Consider the following 20,454-nt stretch of genomic DNA (forward strand, 5'->3'; position numbering starts at 1 on the left):
CACTACAGGTAGGTCACGCCGAGCACGATGATCGAGAACAGCACCGGCGCCGCGGGCAGGCACCACAGGAACGCCGCCCACACGTGCGACTTGCGTTGATAGTGGCGCCATCCCAGCACCCCCGCCGCGACGCCGAGCAGCAGCGACACCGCCGCAACCAGCAGCACCCACAAGCTGATGTCGGAGGTGCTGGTGGCCAGCGAGATACCGATCAGCCACAGGACGTGGCCGATCACCAACCCGCCGATACCGGCGACGAGCTCGTTTCTCAAAAGTTGATCATGTGGCCGGTGAGGCCGTGGAAGCACTCCTGCAGCGCCTCCGACATCGTCGGGTGGGTGTGCACGTTGCGGGCGAGCTCGGTGGCCGTCAGGTCCCACTTCTGCGCCAGCGTGAGCTCGGGCAGCAGTTCGGAGACGTCGTGGCCGATGAGGTGGCCGCCGATCAGCTCGCCGTACTTCGCGTCCGCGATCAGCTTGACGAAGCCGCTCGGGTCACCCATCCCGTGCGCCTTGGCGTTGGCGGTGAACGGGAACTTCGCCACGACGACGTCGTAACCCTCGTCGCGGGCCTGCTCCTCGGTGAGCCCGAAGCTGGCCACCTGGGGCTGACAGAACGTCGCGCGCGGCATCATCCGGTAGTCGCCCAGCGGCAGCGTCTCCGCGCCTGCGATGGTCTCGGCCGCCACCACGCCCATCGCCTCGGCGACGTGCGCCAGCTGCAGCTTGCCCGTCACGTCGCCGATCGCGTAGACGTGCGGCTTGTTGGTGCGCATGTAGTCGTCGATGCCGATGCCGCCGCGCTCGGTGAGTTCCACCCCGGCCTTGTCGAGGTCGTAGCCCTCGACGTTCGGGACGAACCCGATGGCCTGCAGCACCTTCTCGGCCTTGATCTCCTGCGACTTGCCGTCCTTGCTGACGGTGACGGTGACCTCTTTGCCGTCGTCGTCGATCGACTCGACCTTGGTGCCGGTGAGGATCTTGACGCCGAGCTTCTTGAACTGCTTCTCGATCTCCTTGGAGACCTCGGCGTCCTCGTTGGGCAGCGCCCGCGGCAGGAACTCGACGATGGTCACCTCGGTGCCGTAGTTCTTCATCACATACGCGAACTCCATGCCGATCGCGCCCGCGCCGGCGATGACGATCGACTTCGGCAGCTCACGGTCCATGATCTGCTCTTCGTAGGTGACGACGTTCTCCGACAGCTTCGTGCCGGGCACCAGCTTGGTGTGCGCGCCGGTGGCGATGATGATGTTGTCGAACGTGACTTCCTCGGTGCCGCCGTCGTTCAGGTCGACCGACAGCGTGTGGTCGTCCTTGAACTTCCCGTAGCCCTGGATCTCGGTGATCTTGTTCTTCTTCATCAGGAAGTGCACACCGGTGACGCGGCCGTCGGCGACCTTGCGGCTGCGGTCGTAGGCGACGCCGTAGTCGAACGTCGCCTCCCCGCTGATGCCGAAGGTCTTGGCCTCCTTGGTGAAGATGTGGGACAGCTCTGCGTTGCGCAGCAACGCTTTCGACGGGATGCAGCCGACGTTGAGGCACACCCCGCCCCAGTACTTGGGTTCGACAACGGCGGTGTTCAGCCCCAGTTGGGCGGCGCGGATTGCCGCGACGTACCCGCCGGGACCGGCTCCGAGGACGACGACGTCATAGTGGGTCACGCCCACCAGCCTAGTGGGCCGACGGCGTGCGCTACCGGGCGATCCAGCCGAACACGTAGCCGCCGTAGAGCACGGCCGCAGCGGCCGTCGACGCGAGCGGCGCCGACATCAGCCCGATGGCCATCGCCGCCACCTTCGGCCGGTGCTGGACCATCGCCGCCAGCAGCCCCGCCACGGTGCACGCCACCAGGTACACCAGCACCGCGAAGACCGGCCACCGCTTGGTCAGGTCGGGATCGGTGTACCACCACTGGTACAGGCCGACGCCGATCCCGGCCGCGAGCACCCAGACCCCCGCCACGACGAGGGCGAACATCCACCGCTTGACGAACTGGTAGGAGCCCGGCACGACGAGGGGCTGAGCGGCGACCACGGCTTCGGGCATCGGCTCGGACGGCACGTCCTCGAACGCGACGGGCGGCGCGTAGTCGGGCGTGGGCGCGAGCACCGGTTCGGGTTCGACGACACGGGGCTTGACCGGGTCACGCAGTGCCTCGAACCCGCCGGTGTCGAATGTCGGCAGGTACGGCGAGGTGTTGTCGCTGGTCCGCTCTTCTGTCTTCTCAGGCACCGCTCACCACCTGGGTCAATGTCAGGACTCCGAACCACCCTGGCGCGATGGCGAGGATGAACGCCCCCATCGTCGTCACCCAGCGCTGGGCCGACAACAGGATGGCGAGCATGCCGATGGTGCCGGGCACGCCGACGACCAGGCCGATCACCAGGTCCGGCCGGACGCTGGCGTCGACGAGCAAGATCGTCGTCACCCCGGCGAGCAGGCCCACCGCGGCGCCGACCAGCATCGCGCCGGTCAGCAGCCAGGCCCTGGGAAGGGGGATCACGATGGGAAACGATAAGCGCCGAAAACCGTGTCAGCGCTGAACCTGCGCGGCGCGCCCAGGTAACGGACATGCATCCGATTCGACACGGCCGGTCTCGGAAACGACGTGGGTGCCGTCCGCCTGCGGGCGCTCGCCGGCCTCGTACCGGGCGCCGGTGATCGGCGGATCGGCGGCGAGCGCCGCGTTCTCCTCGTCGGTGTAGGCCCTGCCCCGGCTGAGGAACCGCTTGCCCTCCGGCGCCTCGAGGCTGAAGCCGCCACCGCGGCCCGGCACCACGTCGATCACCAGCTGGGTGTGCTTCCACGTCTCGAACTGCGGCCCCGAGATCCACACCGGGACGCCCGCCTCGCCGACGTCGAGCACGGCGAGCAGGACGTCGCGGTCGCCGACGATGAAGTCGCCGTCGGGGTAACACATCGGCGACGAGCCGTCGCAGCAGCCGCCGGACTGGTGGAACATCAGCGCGCCATAGCGGGCCTGCAGCGTCTCGAGCAGGTCGGCGGCGGCGCGGGTGATCTGCGCCCTCTGCGGGCGAGCATCCATCAGAAGAAACCCTGGGCTTTGTCGCTGTAGGACACCAGCAGGTTCTTCGTCTGCTGGTAGTGGTCGAGCATCATCTTGTGGTTCTCCCGGCCGATGCCGGACTGCTTGTAGCCGCCGAACGCCGCGTGCGCGGGATAGACGTGATAGCAGTTCGTCCACACCCGGCCGGCCTTGATGTCGCGACCGGCCCGGTAGGCGGTGTTGCCGTCGCGGCTCCACACACCGGCGCCCAGGCCGTAGAGGGTGTCGTTGGCGATGCGGATGGCGTCGTCGTAGCCGTCGAAGGACGTGACCGCGACGACGGGCCCGAAGATCTCCTCCTGGAAGATCCGCATGGCGTTGTCGCCGGCGAAGATCGTCGGCTGCACGTAGTAGCCGCCGTTGAGGTCGCCACCGAGGTCGGCGCGCTCGCCGCCGGTGACCACCCGGGCGCCTTCGGAGCGGCCGATCTCGATGTAGGACAGGATCTTCTCCAGCTGGTCGTTGGACGCCTGGCTGCCGATCATCGTCTCGGTGTCGAGCGGGTCGCCCTGGCGCACGGCCTTGGTTCGGATCGCGGCCAGCTCGAGGAACTCGTCGTAGATGTCGGCCTGCACCAGGCTGCGCGACGGGCAGGTGCACACCTCGCCCTGGTTGAGCGCGAACATCGTGAAGCCCTCGAGCGCCTTGTCCTGGTAGTCGTCGGCGGCGGCCATCACGTCGGAGAAGAAGATGTTCGGGCTCTTGCCGCCGAGCTCGAGCGTCACCGGGATGAGGTTCTGCGACGCGTACTGCATGATCAACCGCCCGGTGGTGGTCTCGCCGGTGAACGCGATCTTCGCGATCCGGTTCGACGACGCCAGCGGCTTGCCCGCCTCGAAGCCGAAGCCGTTGACCACGTTGAGCACCCCGGCGGGCAGCAGGTCGCCGATCAGTGACATCAGGTAGAGGATCGACGCCGGTGTCTGCTCGGCGGGCTTGAGCACGACGGCGTTGCCCGCGGCCAGCGCGGGCGCCAGCTTCCAGGTGGCCATCAGGATCGGGAAGTTCCACGGGATGATCTGGCCGACGACGCCGAGTGGTTCGTGGAAGTGGTACGCGACGGTGTCGTCGTCGATCTGGGACAGCGACCCCTCCTGAGCGCGGATCGCCCCCGCGAAGTACCGGAAGTGGTCGACAGCCAGCGGGATGTCGGCGTTGAGCGTCTCGCGGATCGGCTTGCCGTTGTCCCACGACTCGGCCAGCGCCAGCGACTCCAGATTCGCCTCGATGCGGTCGGCGATCTTGTTCAGGATCACCGCACGCTCGGCGGGCGAGGTCTTGCCCCAGGCCGGTGCGGCGGCGTGCGCGGCGTCGAGGGCCCTCTCGATGTCGGCCTCGGTCGAGCGCGGGATCTCGCAGAACGCCTGCCCGGTGACCGGCGTCGGGTTCTCGAAGTACTCCCCGCCGGCCGGCGCCACCCACTCACCGCCGATGAAGTTGGCGTACCGCGACTCGAACGACATCAGCGCGTCGGCGGTGCCTGGGCGGGCGTAGGTGGTCATGGGTGCCTCCCTCGATCAGCGGTGTAACTGAGGTCACAGTACGCTCGCCGCCACAATGAATTCCATGGCTTCTGAACAGCGCTCGCACGACGAGACCAACCCAGCCGATCCGCATCTGTGGCTCGAAGACGTCACCGGGGACGACGCGCTGGGCTGGGTGCGCGCGCACAATGAGCCCACGCTGGCCGGTCTGGCCGGGGAGCGCTTCGAACAGATGCGCGCCGAGGCGCTGGAGGTGCTCGACACCGACGCCCGCATCCCCTACGTGCGGCGCCGTGGTGAGTACCTGTACAACTTCTGGCGCGACGCGGCCAACCCGCGCGGGCTGTGGCGGCGCACCACCCTGGACAGCTACCGCGGTGAGAACCCCGACTGGGACGTCGTCATCGACGTCGATGAGCTGGCACGCGCCGACGACGAGAACTGGGTGTGGGCGGGCGCCGACGTCATCGAACCCGAGCACACGCTGGCCCTGGTCAGCCTGTCCCGGGGCGGGTCGGACGCCGCGATCGTCCGTGAGTTCGACATGCGCACAAGGACGTTCGTCGACGGCGGGTTCGAACTGCCGGAGGCGAAGACCCAGATCGACTGGGTCGACGAGGACACCGTGCTGGTCGGCACCGACTTCGGCGACGGCTCACTGACCGACTCGGGCTACCCGAGGCTGGTCAAGCGGTGGCGCCGCGGTCAGCCCCTTGCCGACGCCGAGACATTGTTCAGCGGCGAGCCAAGCGATGTCGTGGTGGCCGCATACACGTCTCGCACACCGGGCTTCGAGCGCACGATGCTGCGCCGAGCGGTCGACTTCTACAACGACGAGGTCCACGAACTGCGCGGCGACGAGCTCATCCGGCTCGACGCCCCGACCGACGCCACCGTCTCGGCGCACCGCGAATGGCTGCTCATCGAGTTGCGGACCGACTGGAGCACCGGTGGCGCCGAGTACCGCGCCGGCTCCCTGCTGGCCGCCGATTACGAGCAGTTCCTCTCCGGCACAGCACAACTGCAGGTGGTGTTCGAACCGGACGAGCACACCTGCCTGCACCACTACACGTGGACCCGCGACCGGTTGCTGCTCGTGACGCTGGCCGACGTGGCGAGCCGGGTGCAGGTGGTGACGCCGGGCAGCTGGTCCGCCGAACCGGTGCCCGGGATTCCGGAGAACACCAACACCGTCGTGGTGGCCGCCGACCGCGACGGTGACGAGATCTTCCTGGACTCCAGCGGTTTCGACACGCCGTCGCGGCTGCTGCACGGCACCGCGGGCGGTGAGCCGACCGAGATCAAGCGGGCGCCGTCGTTCTTCGACGCCGCCGACCTCGAGGTCAGCCAGCACTTCGCCACCTCGTACGACGGCACCCGGGTGCCCTACTTCGTCGTCGGGCACCGGCACAGCCAGGCGCCGGGACCGGTGCTGCTGGGCGGTTACGGCGGCTTCGAGGTGTCCCGCACTCCGGGCTACGACGGGGTGCTCGGCCGGTTGTGGCTGTCACGCGGTGGCACCTATGTGCTGGCCAACATCCGCGGCGGCGGAGAGTACGGGCCGGGCTGGCACACACAGGCGATGCGCGAGGGACGCCACCTCGTCTACGAGGACTTCGCGGCGGTGGCCGCGGATCTGGTGGACCGCGGCGTGACCACGGTCGAACAACTGGGCGCCCAGGGCGGCAGCAACGGCGGCCTGCTGATGGGCGTGATGCTGACGAAGTACCCGGAGCTGTTCGGCGCCCTGGTGTGCAGCGTGCCCCTGCTGGACATGAAGCGGTTCCACCTGCTGCTGGCGGGCGCGTCCTGGATGGCCGAGTACGGCGACCCGGACAACCCCGACGACTGGGCGTTCATCTCCGAATACTCGCCCTACCAGAACATCTCGGCCGATCGGCGCTATCCGCCGGTGTTGATCACCACGTCGACACGCGACGACCGGGTGCACCCCGGGCACGCCCGCAAGATGACCGCGGCGCTCGAGGCGGCCGGCCAGCCGGCGCAGTACTACGAGAACATCGAGGGCGGCCACGGCGGAGCGGCCGACAATTCCCAGGCCGCGTTCCGGTCGGCGTTGATCTACGAGTTCCTGCACCGGAAGTTGAACGCGTAGCGGTGTAACGGATGGCGGGTCGCGCGGCACTCAGTCGTATCACCGATCCACCATCGACGTCAGGAGCCGCACATGTCCACCATCCGCCACGGTGCCAGGGGCTTCCTCACCGAAGCCGGACTCGAGCGGGTGGGGGCGGTGCTGATCCGCTACAGCCTCGTCCTCGTGATCGGCTGGCTCGGCCTGATGAAGTTCACCACCTACGAGGCCAAGGGCATCGAACCGCTCGTCGCCAGCAGCCCGCTGATGAGCTGGGTGTACGACATCTTCTCGGTCACGACGTTCTCGGCGCTGCTCGGCGTCGTCGAGGTGACGGCCGCGGTGCTGTTGGCGGTCAAGCCGCTGTGGCCCCGCGCATCGGCCCTCGGCAGTGTGATCGCCATCGGCCTGTTCGTCGCCACCATCAGCTTCCTGTTCACCCTGCCCGACGCGTTCGCGGCCGAGGAGGGCGGCTTCCCGATGCTCACCCTCAGCGGCGGGTTCCTCGTCAAGGACGTCGTCTTGATCGCCGTCTCGGTGTGGACGCTGGCCGATGCGCTGAAGTCGGCCGAGAACGTCCGTCGCGGAGCTACTCTCACGACGAGATGACGACCGCCACCGGCGATGAAGCGGCGCTCGTCGCCTCCCTGCGGGGTGGCGACGAGGCCGCTTTCGCGCGACTGGTGGACCAGCACACGCCTGCCATGCTGCGGGTGGCGCGCGGCTACGTGCACACCCACGAGCAGGCCGAGGACGTGGTGCAGGAGACGTGGATCGCCCTGCTGAAGGGCATCGCGGGATTCGAGGGACGGTCGTCGGTGCGCACCTGGCTGTTCACGGTGCTGATCAACATCGCCAAGTCCAGGGCGGTCCGCGAGCGCCGCGACAGCGACCTGCAGATCATGGCTTTCACCGAGGGCACCGTGGACCCCGCACGGTTCCGCGACGCCGGTGACGAATGGCCGGGCCACTGGCGGGCCGATGCCGCGCCCGCGCCTTTTCCCGACACCCCGGAGGGGTCGGTGCTGGGCGACGAACTGGTGGCGGTGGCCCGCCGCGAACTGGACAAATTGCCGGAGCGGCAGCGACAGGTGGTCACCATGCGCGACCTGCTCGACCTCGACTCGGCCGAGGTGAGCGAACTGCTCGGCATCACGACGGGCAACCAGCGGGTGCTCCTGCACCGCGGCCGCGCGGCCGTCCGGCAGGCACTCGAAGACTATGTGCGCGACGACGCGCTCGACAACGACTATGAGGACCAGCGATGACCGGAGACATGGACTGCAACGAACTCGTCGAGCTGGTGACCGCGTACCTCGACGGCTCGCTGGACCCCGACACCCGGGCCCGCTTCGACGTGCACCTGGTCGAGTGCGACGGCTGCGACCACTACCTGCAGCAGTTCCGCACCACCGTCGACACCCTCGGCCGGATCGGCGACGACGCCATCGAACCGGCGTTCCGGGACCGGCTGCTCGACGCGTTCCGCGACTGGCGGTGAGTCAGGTGCGCAGCGACGACGCCCGCAGCGGCTGAACCGCGAAGTCGAGCGTGAGCTGGTTCAGCGTCATCGGCAACGGATCCCCCGGCGACAGCACCGGCCGTGAGGCAAGCCGGAACTTCAAGGCGCTCAACAGATTCGCCAGCATCGTGCTGGTCGTCAGCAGCACGACGTCACGCCCGGGGCACTCGGCCGGACCCGCGGAGAACGGCACCAGCTGCGGGTACCGCTGCGCGCGGCCGTCCAGCCAGATGTCCGGGGTGAAGTCGTGGGCGAACGGCAGCAGCCGGTCGTCGCGGTGCAACGCAGGGGTCACGATCATCAGCCCCGCGCCCTTCTCGACGGTCATCGCTCCGTCGCGCCACACCGTGTCCTCGGTGGTGTCGCGCAGGATCGTCGGCGTCGTCGGCCAGAGCCGCACCGATTCCAGCACCGCGGCGCGCGTGAACGGCCGCAGCTGCGGACGCGCGGGGTCGGCGGCGTCGTCGAGCGCGCGCGGGTCGGGATGGGTGGCCAGCAGTGCGAGCGCACGCAACGTCGCCATGCCTGCCGCGTCGAACGCGAAGAGCCACTGCGGCATCTGGCCCACGGGGTCGATCGCTCCGCGGGCCGGCGTCTGCGCCACCGCCCACGCCAGCGTGCCGGGCTCGGGGTCCTCGACATAGCCGTAGAGGCGCTCCAGGAACCTCGCCCGCCTGCGGTAGTGCGGCAGCGACAGGAACGACCAGTTGCCCGCCTTGCGGAGACGCAGCAGGTCGTCGGTGATCGCCTCATCGTCACGGGCCCGGTCTCCCAGGGCCACCCGGCGAACGATCCGCCACCACGTCCGCATGAAGATCTCGGAGTCGAGATGCCCGCCGCCGGCCGCCTCCTCGGCCAACCGCGCCGCCTCCTCGGCGATCTTCTCGACGAACGAGCCTGCGCAGGAGTGCATCGCGGAGCCGAACTCGAGCGCCGACTCGTTGACCGCGCGGCGCTCCTGGCGGATCGGGCCGCGCGAGATCAGGACGCCGTGTGGCTGATGCCACTGCAGCGCCTTGCGCTTCTCCTTGTTCGCCGGGTGAAACGGCGTCGGCGCCTGGTCCAGTACCCGCCCGGCGTCCTCCGGGTCGATCACCACCACCATTCGCCGGCCGGGCAGCACCAATTCAACAGGGCCACGGCCGAAGTCGTCACGAAGGAGATTGATCCGCCGCACGGCCCGCGAGTCGGCCTGCATCTTCTCCAGGAGCCGCACCACCGTTCGGCGACGGGCGATCACGCCGGCGGCGATGGACGAGAAGCCGAGGTCGAACAGCGTGGCCCCGGCCCGCAGTCCGGTCAGCCGATTCGTCGAACCGCTCATGATTTCGCGGTTACCCGGCCGGCACCCTGCCAAACTGCAGCCATGCCCGACTTCGAGACCCTGCTCTACACCGTCGCAGCGCCGGTCGCCACGATCACCCTGAACCGGCCCGACCAGCTCAACACGATCGTGCCGCCGATGCCCGACGAGATCGAGACCGCGATCGGCCTGGCCGAACGCGACCCGGCGGTGAAGGTGATCGTGTTGCGCGGCGCGGGACGGGCGTTCTCCGGCGGCTATGACTTCGGCGGCGGCTTCGGTCAGTGGGGCGAGGCGATGAACACTGACGGCCGATGGGATCCGGGCAAGGACTTCGCGATGGTCAGCTCTCGCGAGACCGGCCCGACGCAGAAGTTCATGGCCATCTGGCGGGCGTCCAAGCCGGTGATCGCCCAGGTGCACGGCTGGTGCGTGGGCGGCGCGAGTGACTACGCCCTGTGCGCCGATCTCGTCATCGCGAGTGAGGACGCCGTCATCGGCACTCCCTACAGCCGGATGTGGGGCGCGTACCTCACCGGCATGTGGCTCTACCGCCTGAGCCTGGCGAAGGTGAAGTGGCATTCGCTGACCGGTGAGCCGCTCACCGGCAGGGAGGCCGCGGACGTGGAGCTGATCAACGAGGCGGTGCCGTTCGAGCGGCTCGAGGCCCGCGTCGCCGAGATCGCCGGGCGGCTCGCCGCCATCCCGCTGTCGCAGTTGCAGGCGCAGAAACTCATCGTCAACCAGGCCTACGAAAACATGGGGCTGGCGTCCACCCAGACCCTCGGCGGCATCCTCGACGGGCTGATGCGCAACACCCCCGACGCCCTCGACTTCATCGGCACCGCTTCCGATCAGGGTGTGCGGGCCGCGGTCGAGCGCCGCGACGGGCCATGGGGTGACTACAGCCAGGCGCCGCCGGAGCGCAGGCCGGACCCGTCACACGTGATCGAACCCTGAGCGCCGTTCGCGACCGCGCAGCCCGCCGAGCATCGCCACCAGCACACCCACCACCACCAGCGCACCGCCTGCGGCCAGGGTGAGGTTGAACCAGTGGTGCAGGCTGTCCTCGGCGTGGCCGACCATCGCGTCGGCGATCAGCCGGATGTCGCCGGTGGTGTTGCCAAGCGCGCCGTCGATGCGTCCTCTGGCGACCTCCAGTGCCGCCCAGCCCGCCGCGCCGACCAGCAGCGCCGATACTCCCAGTGCGGCAACGGCTTTGCCGCGCGACCGGGCGGCGGCCAGCGTCAGCAGCGCGAACACCCCGGCCAGCACGGCAGAGCCGACGGCCGCCCACGGCGTCCAGGTGGCCAGCGGCCGCAGTTTGCCCGGCCGCAGCTCCGCGGACGGGACGGTGATCGGCACCTCGAGCGTCTCGGGCACGCCGAGGTTCAGGTCGCCCAGGGTCGCGCGGAACGACGAATCCGAGAGCATCGGCGCGACGTCGATGAGCCACTGGTTCTGCTGATCGCCGGGCTGGGCCGAGTCGGTGAACACGTAGCGGTGTGCGATGCGGTTGGCCTGCGCGAACTGGCCCGGGAATCCGGCGTTGCCGGTGTAGGACGTGGCGACCGTGCGGACGAGGGCGGGGTTGAGATCGCCGTAGCCGTTGTCGCCGGCGAGGTCGAGGATCTGGGTGGTCAACGCGGCGGCGACCGCCTGCTGCAGGGCGGGATCCTCGGCGGCCGAGGCGGCGAATCCGGCGTAGCCGTCCTCGCTGACCACGGTCGTCTGGGCCCACGCGGTCGGCACCGCCACCGCAAGGGCTGCCGTCGTGACGAGCCACAGCAGCACCGTCATGACGAATCGCACGCCTCGGGCCTTCCCACGTCGGTGAGGGACCGCGGGGGATTCAGTCTGTCAGCGCCCGTCCCACGATCAGCGGGTCCGCACGGCCGACCACCTCGTGGTCCTTGTTGTCGTAGTCGAACTTACCGAGCACGTGCCGCATGGCGTTGATCCGGGCGCGCTTCTTGTCGTTGCTCTTCACCACGATCCACGGGGCGACCTCGGTGTCGGTGAGCGCGAACATGTCCTCTTTGGCCTGCGTGTAGTCGTCCCACTTGTCCAGCGACGCCAGGTCCGTCGGCGACAGCTTCCACTGCCGCACCGGGTCGACCTGCCGGATCGTGAAGCGGGTGAGCTGTTCGCTCTGGGTGACCGAGAACCACAGTTTGGTCAGGCTGATGCCGTCGTTCACCAGCATCTGCTCGAAAAGCGGTGCCTGCCTGATGAACTCGGCGTGCTGCTCGGGAGAGCAGTAACCCATCACGCGCTCGACGCCTGCGCGGTTGTACCAGGACCGGTCGAACATCACCATCTCCCCTGCGGCGGGCAGATGGGGCACGTAGCGCTGGAAGTACCACTGCGTCTGTTCGCGCTCGGTCGGCTTCTCCAGCGCCACCACCCGCGCGCCGCGGGGGTTGAGGTGCTCCATGAAGCGCTTGATGGTGCCGCCCTTGCCCGCCGCGTCGCGACCCTCGAACACGATGACGTGCCGGAGACCGTTGGCCTGGCTCCACTTCTGCAGCTTGAGCAGTTCGATCTGCAGCAGCCGCTTCTGCTGCTCGTACTCCTCGCGGCTCATCCGCTCGTCGTACGGGTAGTTCTCCCGCCACGTGTCGACGGGCCGTCCGCCGGGCTGCACGAGCAGCACCGGGTCGTCGTCGTCATCGTCGCGGACGGTGTATCCGTCGGTCACCAGGGTCACGGCGCCGAACGTAACGGCTCAGCGGTACGCGGAGGTGACGCCGAAGTGAACCGGCGGTGGACGACGCCGCGGCTAGCGGGATTCGCGGCGCGGGCGGATGAGCGCCATCTTCGTCATCATCGTGTTCATCCGCTTGAGCGCCTTCTGGGACTGGTTGTAGTAGTTGCCGCCTGCGCCGACGCTGGTGCGCGGCGCCACCACCGCCTCCTGGCGGCAGAACTTGCGCAGCCCGTCCGCGCCGCCGAAGCGGGCACCGATGCCGGAGGTCTTCCACCCGCCCATCGGCGCCGTGGTGCACATCAGGTTGGAGATCACGTCGTTGACGTTGACCGCCCCGCAATCGAGTTGCAGCGCAACGGCTTTACCGCGTTCGACATCCTTGGAGAACACCGATGCGCTCAACCCGTAGGGGCTGTCGTTGGCGAGGCGCACCGCCTCCTCGACGCTCGACACCTTCATGATCGGCAGGGTCGGCCCGAACGTCTCCTCGGTCATGCACATCATCGAGTGGTCGACGTCGACGAGCACGGTGGGCGGGTAGAAGCTGCCCTGCCCTCCGGCCGGCCGTTCGCCGCCGGTCAGCGCGCGGGCGCCCTTGGCCTTGGCGTCCTCGACATGGCGTTCGGTGACGGCGACCTGGCTCTGGTCGATCTGGGCGCCGACGTCGTACCCGTCGCCCGCGCCCACCTTGAGGTCCTCGACGGCGCGCACGACGGCGTCGACGAACTGCTGATAGATCGCGTCGAGGACGTACACCCGTTCCACCGACACACACGTCTGGCCGGCGTTGAACATCGCACCCCAGACCGCGGCGTGCGCGGCCAGGTCGACGTCGGCGTCCTCGAGCACGATCATCGGATCCTTGCCGCCCAGCTCCAGGCTGACCGGGGTGAGCCGGCGGGCGGCGCGCTCCATCACCTTGGCGCCGGTCGCGCTGGACCCGGTGAACTGGATGTAGTCCGAGTTGTCGACGACGGCCTCGACGGCCTCGCGGGCGCCCTGCACGATCGCCATCACCTCGGGGGCGCCGGAGTCCAGCCAGCCGCGCTGCAGCAGCTCGGCGGTCAGCGGCGTCCGCTCCGACGGCTTGAGCAGCACCGCACAGCCGGCGGCCAGCGCGGCGATGCCGTCCATCAGCAGGTTGGCCACGGGATAGTTCCACGGCGCGATGATGCCGACGACCGGGCGCGGCCGGTAGTGCACCGTGACCTTCTTGATCGAGAGGAACGGCAGCGACGCGGGCCGGCTCTCCGGCGCCAGCGCCTTCTCCATGGTCTTGATGTAGTAGGAGGCGATCATGATCAGCAGCGGCACCTCCTGCGCCGCGTCGACCGCGGACTTGCCGGTCTCCTCGATCAGCAGCTCTTCGATCTCGTCGCGGTGCTCACCGAGCCACACGGCGTAGCGGGCGAGGACCTTCGCGCGCCCTTTGGCGCCGCGGGCCTCCCAGTCACGCTGCGCGGCGCGCAGCCCGGTGGCGATGCGTGGCACGTCCGCGGGATCCGTCCAGCGCACGGTCCCGGCGACAGCGCCGGTCGCGGGATTGCGGATGGTGCCGGTCTGGGCCGCGTCGACGTCGGGCGTAGCAGTCATGGACCCATGCTAACCGGCTGCTGTGACGCAGATCGCAGTGGGGTTGACACCTGTCAAGTTCGAGGACGGACCGCGAGGGCGGCCAGGGTCACGATCGCCGAGCCGAGTAGCAGCGCCCCGACCGTGTCGGTGAAGTAGTGGAAGGTCGACCCGACGGCCAGCATGCCGACGAGCACGCTCAGCGCGGCGAGTGCCAGCACCCAGAGCCGCCCGCCGGCAGCCAGCACCGCCAGGCCCGCCACCACCACCAGCGTCGTCACATGGCCGCTCGGATATGCCAGGGCGCCGCCGCTCATCCGGCCGAACAACGGCTTGACGCCCCACACCACCGCGATGCCAAGCGGCGGCGCGACGGCTACGGCGATCGCGAGCCGCCACCGCCCGCGCCACAGCGCGACCGCCAACGTCGCGGCCAGCACGGCGACCATCACCCGCCAGTCGACCACCACCCGCCACCACCCCGGGAACGCGCGATCACGGAACCAGGTGTCCAGACCCGTCGTCCCGCTGCCGACGGCGACACCCAACAGGACCATCGCCGCAACCGCGACCGGCGGCCACCATGCGGCCGCCCTCGTCATCGACACCTCAGCCGGCGATGCCCAGCACGTACGCCGCCTGCCCCAGGTGCTGGGCGCAGTCGTCGACGATGCTGACCAGGCGCGCACTCGCGGTGACCGGTGGGTCCCACCGCTCGTCGACGATCCGGGCCAGGTCGTCCGGGGTCACCGACGCGATGTACTCGAGCGTCACCTTGTGCACGGCGTGGTAGTAGCCGGCCAGCAGCTCGGCCGATGCGCTCACCTTGGCGACGTCGTCGGCGTCGTGGCCGTACCCGGTGTCGTCACGCGGGAGGTCGAGGCCGAACCGGTCGACCCAGCCGTCTCGCGTCCACACCTGCTCGACGCCGGCGATGTCGCACAACTGCGCGTCCTGCACACGGGCGCTGTGCCACAGCAGCCACGCGATGGTGTTGGCCGTCGGGGTCGGCCGGTACAGCGCCACCTCGTCGGACAGGTCGTCGGCGATCGCGTCGACATGCTCGATGAGCCGGGTGAACGAGTCGCGCAGCAGTTCGCGGACCACGGTCGCATCGTCGTCAGACATGGTTCAAACGTACCCGCGGGCGGACGGTGATTGCCGCTCGGAACGCACCGCCGGTGTGCCTACGATCAGCCGATGGCAACGCTGAGCAGAGTCGTTGTGGCCGCGATGATCCCGATGAACATCGCGATGATCCTGTGGGTCTGGGTGGGTCGCGCGATGTTCGGCGGGACGCTCGGCCTGATCGCGTTGGTGTCGACGGTAACGGTCGTTCCCGTGCTGGTGATCATGCTGTCGGCGTCCACCTGGTCGGCCTTGCGGCAGGCTCGTGGGCACGGGCGACTGACGACGGCGCAGACCACGGTGCAGTTGCTGCTGTGGCTGGTGCTGCTCGTCGTCGGCGCGGTGCTGCCCGACGTCGCCGACGACAAGGTCGAACAGTCGGTGCTGACCAGAGCCGTCGGCTGGAGCGGCGAGTTGCTGTCGATCAGCTTCGAGCTGGCGAAGTGGCTCGCGGTGGCGGCGTTGATCTGCTGGATCGCGTTGATGGCGCTGCTGTCGAGGGCACGCGGCGCGGTGCCGATCCCGCCGCACTAACCGGCGGGTCCGCCACCGTGGAAGACGGCTTCGACGTTGTTGCCGTCCGGATCGCGGACGAAGGCGCCGTAGTAGTTCTCGTGGTACTCCGGCCACAGCCGCGGCTCGTGCAGCGGTTCGGCGCCCAGCGCCAGCGCGGTGTGGAAGAACGCCTGCACGCTCTCGGGATCCTTCGCCGCGAACGCGACGTGGGTCTCGCGGTTCGGCCCGGCCGCCCCACCGGAGTTCATGTCGGCGATCCAGAACGCCGGATGTCCGTCGGGGCCGTAGCCGATCGCCACCCCGAAATCCATCTGCCTGCTGTAGCCCAGCACGTGGAGCACTTTGTCGTAGAACTCCTTTGACCGCTCGAAGTCCGCACAGTTGATTCCGAAGTGATCGATCACTCGGTCACCGTACATTCGAGCCATGACATATGAGCTCGTCATTCGCAACGGCACCGTCGTCGACGGCCTCGGCGGTGAACCGTTCACGGCAGACGTCGCGGTGTCCGACGGCGTCATCGCCGCTGTGGGGGTCGTCGACGGGGCGGGCGCCCGGGAGATCGACGCCACCGGCCTGCTCGTCACGCCGGGGTTCGTCGACCTGCACACCCACTACGACGGGCAGGCCATCTGGTCGGACCGGATGACGCCGTCCTCGGCACACGGGGTCACCACGGCGGTGATGGGCAACTGCGGAGTGGGGTTCGCGCCGTGCCGACCGGAGGACCACGACGTGCTGGTGGACGTGATGGCGGGCGTCGAGGACATCCCGGGTGTGGTGATGGTCGACGGCCTGCCGTGGACCTGGGAGACCTTCCCGGAGTTCCTCGACGCCCTGGACGCGCGACACCGGGACATCGACGTCGCCGCCTTCCTGCCGCACTCCCCGCTGCGCGTCTACGTGATGGGACGGCGCGGGGTGGAGCGCGAGCCCGCGACCTCCGAGGACCTGGCGATGATGCGCAAACTCGCCGCCGAGGCCGTTCAGGTCGGCGCGCTGGGCTTCGCGTCGTCACAGCTGACACTGCACAAGAGCGAAAGTGGCCAGCCCATACCGAGTTTCGGCGCGGCGTACGCGGAGTTCGACGCGATCGCCCGCGGCGTCCGCGACGGCGGGGGCGGACTGATCCAGTTCGTGCCCGACCTCGTGGCCGGTGACTACGAGCCTGCGCTGCGGACGGTGTTCGACGTGGCCGAGGACGTCGGCCTGCCCGTCACCTTCACCCTGGCCATCGGCAACGCCGGCGACCCGTTCTTCGTCGACGCGCTCACCATGGTGGAGAAGGCCAATGCGAACGGCGGTGACATCAGCGCACAGGTTTTCCCCCGACCGATCGGTCTGGTGCTCGGCCTCGACTTGTCCGGCCACCCGTTCGTGCTGTATCCGAGCTACCGCGAGCTGGCCGGGCTGCCACTGGCCGAACGCGTCGCCGAGATGCGCAAACCCGAAGTGCGCGAACGCATCCTGCACGATACCGCCGCTAGCGACGGTCATCCGCTGATGTTCGCCGCGCAGGCGTTCGAGTGGATGTTCCCTTTGGGCGACCCGCCGAACTACGAGCCCGACCGGTCGGACAGCATCGCCGCCAGGGCGCGGGCCCGCGGCGTCAGCCCGCTCGAGGAGGCCTACGACCGGGTGCTCGACGACGACGGGCACGCCATGCTGCTGGTCACCCTGGCCAACTTCCGGGACGGCTCCCTGGACACGGTGGCCGAACTGATCCGCCGCGACGACGTGGTGCTCGGCCTCGGCGACGGCGGCGCACACTACGGGATGATCTGCGACGCAAGCTTTCCGACGTACATGCTGACGCACTGGGTGCGTGACCGCGCCGCGGGCCGGCTGTCGGTCGCCGAGGCGGTGCGGGAGCTGACGTCCGCGCCAGCGCGGGTGGCCGGCCTCGCCGACCGCGGCCGCATCGCGGTCGGCTACAAGGCCGACCTGAACGTCATCGATCCCGGCGCACTGCGTCTGCACAAGCCGGTGGTGGCCCACGACCTGCCCGCGGGTGGGCGGCGGCTGGATCAGAGCGCCGACGGGTACGTCGCCACGGTGGTGTCCGGCGAGGTGATCGCCGAGCACGGAGTGCCCACCGCCGCCAGGCCCGGGCGTCTGGTCCGGGGGCGAAGGCCGGCGCCCGTCGCATGAGTCGCGTGCAGCCGCTGGCGCCGCCGTGGAGCGACGCCGACGCCGCCGAGATCAGCAGCTGGGGCCACCCGGATCGCACCTACGAACCACTGCTGCTGGTGCGCTGCCTGCAGCGCCACCCGATGCTGGCTCACCGGCTGCGCAAGATGGGCGAGTCGCTGTACGTGGCCGCCCTCCTGCCCGCCCGGGTGCGCACCATCGCGATCCTGCGCACCTGCGCACTCGTCGGATGCGCCTACGAGTGGGGCGGCCAGGCCGCGTTCTGGGGACCACTCGCCGGCGTGAGCGACGACGAGTGCGACGCGTTGGTCACGGGTGCACCCGCGAACTGGACTGCGGCCGAACACATCCTGATCGACGCCATCGACGAGCTGGAACACACCGGGTCGTGGTCGTCGGACACCTGGGACGCGCTCGGCGGCGAACTCGACGACGAGCAGCGGATGGAACTGCTGATCGCCGTCGGCTGGTACCGCACGGTATGCACGCTGTGCAACGGCCTAGCGCTGCCGGTCGAGGGCTGGATGCGACCCTGGCCGCTGTCAGCGGCGTGAGTTCTTCAGCCCGGGATGCTGTTTGGCGACCAAGGGCAGCAGCACGCGGTGTGGCAGCAGCTGGAACAGCCGGGTGCTGATCTGGCTCGGCAGGCCGGGAATCACGCTGCCGCCGCCGCCTTCGAGCGCCTCGATGCCCTTCTTGGCGACGGCCCGTGACGGCATCCACATGAACTTCGGGAACGCGTTGGCGAATTCGCGCTCGTCGACGCCAGCGGCCTGCAGGAATCCGGTGCGCACCGGGCCGGGGTGCAGGGCCGCGACGGTGACGCCCGTGCCTGCCAGCTCGCCGCGCAGGCCGTCGGTGTAGGTCTTCACGAAGGCCTTCGTCCCGGCGTAGCCGGCTTGTCCTGGGAACGGCTGGAAGCCGGCCGTCGAGCCGACGTTGAGGATGGCGCCTCGGCCGCGGGGCACCATCTGCTGCACCGCACGAGTGGTGAGGTCAATGACGGCCTCGACATTCACGCGCACCTGGGCGATCTCGTCGGCGACGCTCGACTCCGCGACCGGGCCGATGGTGCCGATGCCCGCGTTGTTGACCAGGACGTCCACGGTCAGGCCGCGTCGCTCGATCTCGCCGAAGAGTGCGGCACGCGCGTCGGGATCGGCGACGTCGCAGGCGATCACCTCGACCCGTACGCGGTCGCCGAGCTCCGCGGCCAGCTCGCGGAGGCGGTCCTCGCGGCGGGCGACCAGCGTGACGCCGTGTCCGCGCGCGACGAGCTCGCGGGCCAGATCGGCCCCGATGCCCGACGACGCTCCGGTGACGACGGCGGTGGTGGCCGGTGACGGCTGCGGCAGTGGCATGGGGTTCAACCTAACTCTCAGCGGGTGATGACGATCTTGCCGGTGACCCGGCCCGATTCGACGTCTCGGTGGGCTTCCTTCAATCCGGTCGACGAGAAGTCGTCGATGGTCTTGGTGACGGTGGTGCGCAGGACGCCACGGTCGACGAGGTCGGCGGTACTAGCGAGCAGTAGCTGTTGCTCGATCATGTCCGGCGTCTCGAACATCGCGCGGGTGAACATCAACTCCCAGTGCCAGGCGATGCTCTTCTTCTTCAGCGCAAGGAGATCCAGGCCGGGCGGCTCGTCGATCGCGGTGATGTGCCCGAACGGTTTCACGATGTCGGCGTAGACGTCGATGTTGCCTGCCGAGTGCGGAGAGAAGAGGAAGTCGACGCCATCGGGGGCGACGGCGAGCGTCTCGTCGCGCAGATTGTGGTGGTTGACGACGGCGTCGGCACCCATGCTCGTCGCCCACTCGCGTGATTCGTCACGGCTGGCGGTGCCGATCACCCGCACACCGGTCAGCGCCTTGGCGAGCTGGATCATGATGGAGCCGACGCCACCCGCGGCGCCGAGCACCAGCAGGTCACCGGTGGACTCCTTCGTCAGGCCGAAGCGGTCGAACAGTGACTCCCATGCGGTGATGGTGGTCAGTGGCAGGGCGGCCGCGTCGGCGAAGGACAGGGTGGTCGGCTTGCGGGAGACGATCCGTTCGTCGACGGCCTGGAACTCGGCATTGGTCCCGGGTCGGGTGAGGTCGCCGGCGTACCAGACCTCGTCGCCGACGGCGAGCGTTTCCACTTGCGGTCCAACGGCTTCGACGATTCCCGCCGCGTCGTAACCGAGAATGGTCGGCGTGGCCGACTCCGGGACCACGGCGCGCTGCTTGACGTCGGCCGGGTTCACCGAGACTGCGAGCACACGGACCAGGATGTCGCGCGGACGCAGTTCGGGGACATCGACGGTGACGTCCTGCAGGGTCCGGGGGTCGTCGACGGGGCCGCCGGCGAAGGAACCGATCGCACGCATCGTGGTCATGACAGTCGACAACGCCGGCGGTGTCCGAGACCATCCCCGCTGCGCGGACGCAGTTTCCAATGCGTGTCGGTGGTGGCCGATATACTCGAACACATGTTCGAAGTGCTGCCGCCGGAGATCGATGAGCTGCCCGAGTCGGCCGATTCGGTGGTCTGCGACGCGATCAGCGGTTGGGCGCGCATCGAAGCCGCCGCCTGCGCACGCAAACACGCCGCGATGGCCGAACTGTTCACCCGCCGCACCGGCTGTGACACCGCCGAGGACCGCAACATCTGGTGGGTCGACCCCGACGCGGCCGTCGGCGCCGAGATCGGCGCCGCCCAGAACATCAGCAGCGGCCTGGCCTTGTTCCAGACCCACCGCGCCGTCGCCCTGCGCGACCGCCTCCCCCAGGTCGCCGCCCTCTTCGCCGACGGCCAGATCACCGACCTGCTCGTCCGCACATTGGTGTCACGCACCAATCTGATCACCGACCCCGACGTCATGGCCAAGGTCGACACCGAGCTGGCCGCCCAGGCCCGCCG

General features: G+C 69.1%; 24 protein-coding genes. 9 read left to right on the forward strand and 15 right to left on the reverse strand.

Annotated features, from left to right (window positions below):
- Positions 1-2 precede the first annotated feature (2 nt).
- The 6 genes from AB0K11_RS06500 to adh are packed head-to-tail and all read right to left on the reverse strand — an operon-like array spanning position 3 to position 4,571.
- On the reverse strand, positions 3-272 hold the full coding sequence (locus AB0K11_RS06500) for a hypothetical protein (protein ID WP_364973518.1): 270 nt from the start codon (positions 270-272) through the stop codon (positions 3-5).
- The gene (gene lpdA / locus AB0K11_RS06505) at positions 269-1,663 is read right to left on the reverse strand and encodes a dihydrolipoyl dehydrogenase (protein ID WP_364973520.1); all 1,395 of its coding nucleotides are present in this window, start codon (positions 1,661-1,663) and stop codon (positions 269-271) included. Before lpdA ends, AB0K11_RS06500 begins: the two co-directional genes overlap by 4 nt.
- A gap of 31 nt (positions 1,664-1,694) precedes the next feature.
- On the reverse strand, positions 1,695-2,234 hold the full coding sequence (locus AB0K11_RS06510) for a hypothetical protein (RefSeq protein ID WP_364973522.1): 540 nt from the start codon (positions 2,232-2,234) through the stop codon (positions 1,695-1,697).
- Complete coding sequence (locus tag AB0K11_RS06515) at positions 2,227-2,505, reverse strand: putative holin (protein ID WP_364973524.1); 279 nt, start codon at positions 2,503-2,505, stop codon at positions 2,227-2,229. Before AB0K11_RS06515 ends, AB0K11_RS06510 begins: the two co-directional genes overlap by 8 nt.
- 30 nt (positions 2,506-2,535) lie before the next feature.
- Positions 2,536-3,048 carry a DUF779 domain-containing protein gene (locus tag AB0K11_RS06520; RefSeq protein WP_364973526.1) on the reverse strand — a complete coding sequence of 171 codons (513 nt, stop codon included), beginning with the start codon at positions 3,046-3,048 and terminating at the stop codon, positions 2,536-2,538.
- Positions 3,048-4,571, reverse strand: coding sequence for an aldehyde dehydrogenase (adh, locus tag AB0K11_RS06525; RefSeq protein WP_364973529.1), 1,524 nt, complete (start codon positions 4,569-4,571; stop codon positions 3,048-3,050). Before adh ends, AB0K11_RS06520 begins: the two co-directional genes overlap by 1 nt.
- A 64-nt stretch (positions 4,572-4,635) precedes the next feature.
- Here adh and AB0K11_RS06530 point away from each other — a divergent pair, with 64 nt between their 5' ends.
- The 4 genes from AB0K11_RS06530 (at position 4,636) to AB0K11_RS06545 (ending at position 8,149) form a co-directional block, all read left to right on the forward strand.
- Positions 4,636-6,669 carry a prolyl oligopeptidase family serine peptidase gene (locus AB0K11_RS06530; protein WP_364973532.1) on the forward strand — a complete coding sequence of 678 codons (2,034 nt, stop codon included), beginning with the start codon at positions 4,636-4,638 and terminating at the stop codon, positions 6,667-6,669.
- A gap of 141 nt (positions 6,670-6,810) precedes the next feature.
- Positions 6,811-7,257: a DUF417 family protein gene (locus AB0K11_RS06535; RefSeq protein ID WP_364973792.1), complete on the forward strand. Its 447-nt coding sequence runs from the start codon at positions 6,811-6,813 to the stop codon at positions 7,255-7,257.
- Positions 7,254-7,916, forward strand: a complete 663-nt coding sequence (locus tag AB0K11_RS06540; RefSeq protein WP_364973535.1) for an RNA polymerase sigma factor — start codon at positions 7,254-7,256, stop codon at positions 7,914-7,916. The genes AB0K11_RS06535 and AB0K11_RS06540 overlap by 4 nt, the downstream gene beginning before the upstream one ends.
- A complete protein-coding gene (locus AB0K11_RS06545) occupies positions 7,913-8,149 on the forward strand; it encodes a zf-HC2 domain-containing protein (RefSeq protein WP_364973537.1) in 237 nt (78 codons plus the stop codon). The genes AB0K11_RS06540 and AB0K11_RS06545 overlap by 4 nt, the downstream gene beginning before the upstream one ends.
- A 1-nt stretch (position 8,150) precedes the next feature.
- Here the strand turns inward: AB0K11_RS06545 and AB0K11_RS06550 are convergent, their stop codons facing one another.
- Complete coding sequence (locus AB0K11_RS06550) at positions 8,151-9,494, reverse strand: cytochrome P450 (protein ID WP_364973539.1); 1,344 nt, start codon at positions 9,492-9,494, stop codon at positions 8,151-8,153.
- A 42-nt stretch (positions 9,495-9,536) separates the two neighbouring features.
- Here AB0K11_RS06550 and AB0K11_RS06555 point away from each other — a divergent pair, with 42 nt between their 5' ends.
- A complete protein-coding gene (locus AB0K11_RS06555; RefSeq protein ID WP_364973541.1) occupies positions 9,537-10,433 on the forward strand; it encodes a crotonase/enoyl-CoA hydratase family protein in 897 nt (298 codons plus the stop codon).
- Here AB0K11_RS06555 and AB0K11_RS06560 read toward each other — a convergent pair.
- From AB0K11_RS06560 to AB0K11_RS06580, 5 genes are all read right to left on the reverse strand, one after another.
- Positions 10,413-11,285 carry a hypothetical protein gene (locus AB0K11_RS06560; protein ID WP_364973544.1) on the reverse strand — a complete coding sequence of 291 codons (873 nt, stop codon included), beginning with the start codon at positions 11,283-11,285 and terminating at the stop codon, positions 10,413-10,415. The genes AB0K11_RS06555 and AB0K11_RS06560 overlap by 21 nt on opposite strands.
- Before the next feature lie 40 nt (positions 11,286-11,325).
- Positions 11,326-12,183: a polyphosphate kinase 2 gene (gene ppk2, locus AB0K11_RS06565; protein ID WP_364973546.1), complete on the reverse strand. Its 858-nt coding sequence runs from the start codon at positions 12,181-12,183 to the stop codon at positions 11,326-11,328.
- A gap of 72 nt (positions 12,184-12,255) precedes the next feature.
- Entirely contained in the window at positions 12,256-13,776 is a 1,521-nt protein-coding gene (locus AB0K11_RS06570; protein WP_364973549.1) for an aldehyde dehydrogenase family protein, read from the reverse strand.
- A gap of 53 nt (positions 13,777-13,829) precedes the next feature.
- Positions 13,830-14,357 carry a PA-phosphatase gene (locus AB0K11_RS06575; protein WP_364973551.1) on the reverse strand — a complete coding sequence of 176 codons (528 nt, stop codon included), beginning with the start codon at positions 14,355-14,357 and terminating at the stop codon, positions 13,830-13,832.
- Positions 14,358-14,364: 7 nt separating this feature from the next.
- Positions 14,365-14,883 carry a mycothiol transferase gene (locus AB0K11_RS06580; protein WP_364973554.1) on the reverse strand — a complete coding sequence of 173 codons (519 nt, stop codon included), beginning with the start codon at positions 14,881-14,883 and terminating at the stop codon, positions 14,365-14,367.
- 72 nt (positions 14,884-14,955) lie between these two features.
- Between AB0K11_RS06580 and AB0K11_RS06585 the strand changes: the two genes are divergently transcribed.
- Positions 14,956-15,417 carry a hypothetical protein gene (locus AB0K11_RS06585; RefSeq protein ID WP_364973556.1) on the forward strand — a complete coding sequence of 154 codons (462 nt, stop codon included), beginning with the start codon at positions 14,956-14,958 and terminating at the stop codon, positions 15,415-15,417.
- On the opposite strand, the gene AB0K11_RS06590 is transcribed toward AB0K11_RS06585, so the two are convergent.
- Positions 15,414-15,803 carry a VOC family protein gene (locus tag AB0K11_RS06590; RefSeq protein ID WP_364973559.1) on the reverse strand — a complete coding sequence of 130 codons (390 nt, stop codon included), beginning with the start codon at positions 15,801-15,803 and terminating at the stop codon, positions 15,414-15,416. The two genes, AB0K11_RS06585 and AB0K11_RS06590, sit on opposite strands and share 4 nt — an antisense overlap.
- 22 nt (positions 15,804-15,825) lie before the next feature.
- On the opposite strand from AB0K11_RS06590, the gene AB0K11_RS06595 reads away from it, so the two are divergent.
- Positions 15,826-17,550, forward strand: coding sequence for an amidohydrolase family protein (locus AB0K11_RS06595; RefSeq protein WP_364973562.1), 1,725 nt, complete (start codon positions 15,826-15,828; stop codon positions 17,548-17,550).
- Positions 17,547-18,104 (forward strand): carboxymuconolactone decarboxylase family protein, encoded by a 558-nt coding sequence (locus AB0K11_RS06600; RefSeq protein ID WP_364973564.1) that lies wholly within the window; start codon positions 17,547-17,549, stop codon positions 18,102-18,104. The genes AB0K11_RS06595 and AB0K11_RS06600 overlap by 4 nt, the downstream gene beginning before the upstream one ends.
- On the opposite strand, the gene AB0K11_RS06605 is transcribed toward AB0K11_RS06600, so the two are convergent.
- Positions 18,093-18,911, reverse strand: a complete 819-nt coding sequence (locus AB0K11_RS06605; protein WP_364973566.1) for an SDR family oxidoreductase — start codon at positions 18,909-18,911, stop codon at positions 18,093-18,095. The two genes, AB0K11_RS06600 and AB0K11_RS06605, sit on opposite strands and share 12 nt — an antisense overlap.
- A 17-nt stretch (positions 18,912-18,928) precedes the next feature.
- Positions 18,929-19,930 (reverse strand): zinc-binding alcohol dehydrogenase family protein, encoded by a 1,002-nt coding sequence (locus tag AB0K11_RS06610; protein WP_364973568.1) that lies wholly within the window; start codon positions 19,928-19,930, stop codon positions 18,929-18,931.
- 93 nt (positions 19,931-20,023) lie between these two features.
- Between AB0K11_RS06610 and AB0K11_RS06615 the strand changes: the two genes are divergently transcribed.
- The coding region (locus AB0K11_RS06615; protein WP_364973571.1) for a DUF222 domain-containing protein at positions 20,024-20,454 on the forward strand (431 nt) is incomplete at its 3' end.

The organism is Mycobacterium sp. NPDC050551 (genome assembly GCF_040674075.1).
Taxonomy (GTDB): Bacteria; Actinomycetota; Actinomycetes; order Mycobacteriales; family Mycobacteriaceae; genus Mycobacterium.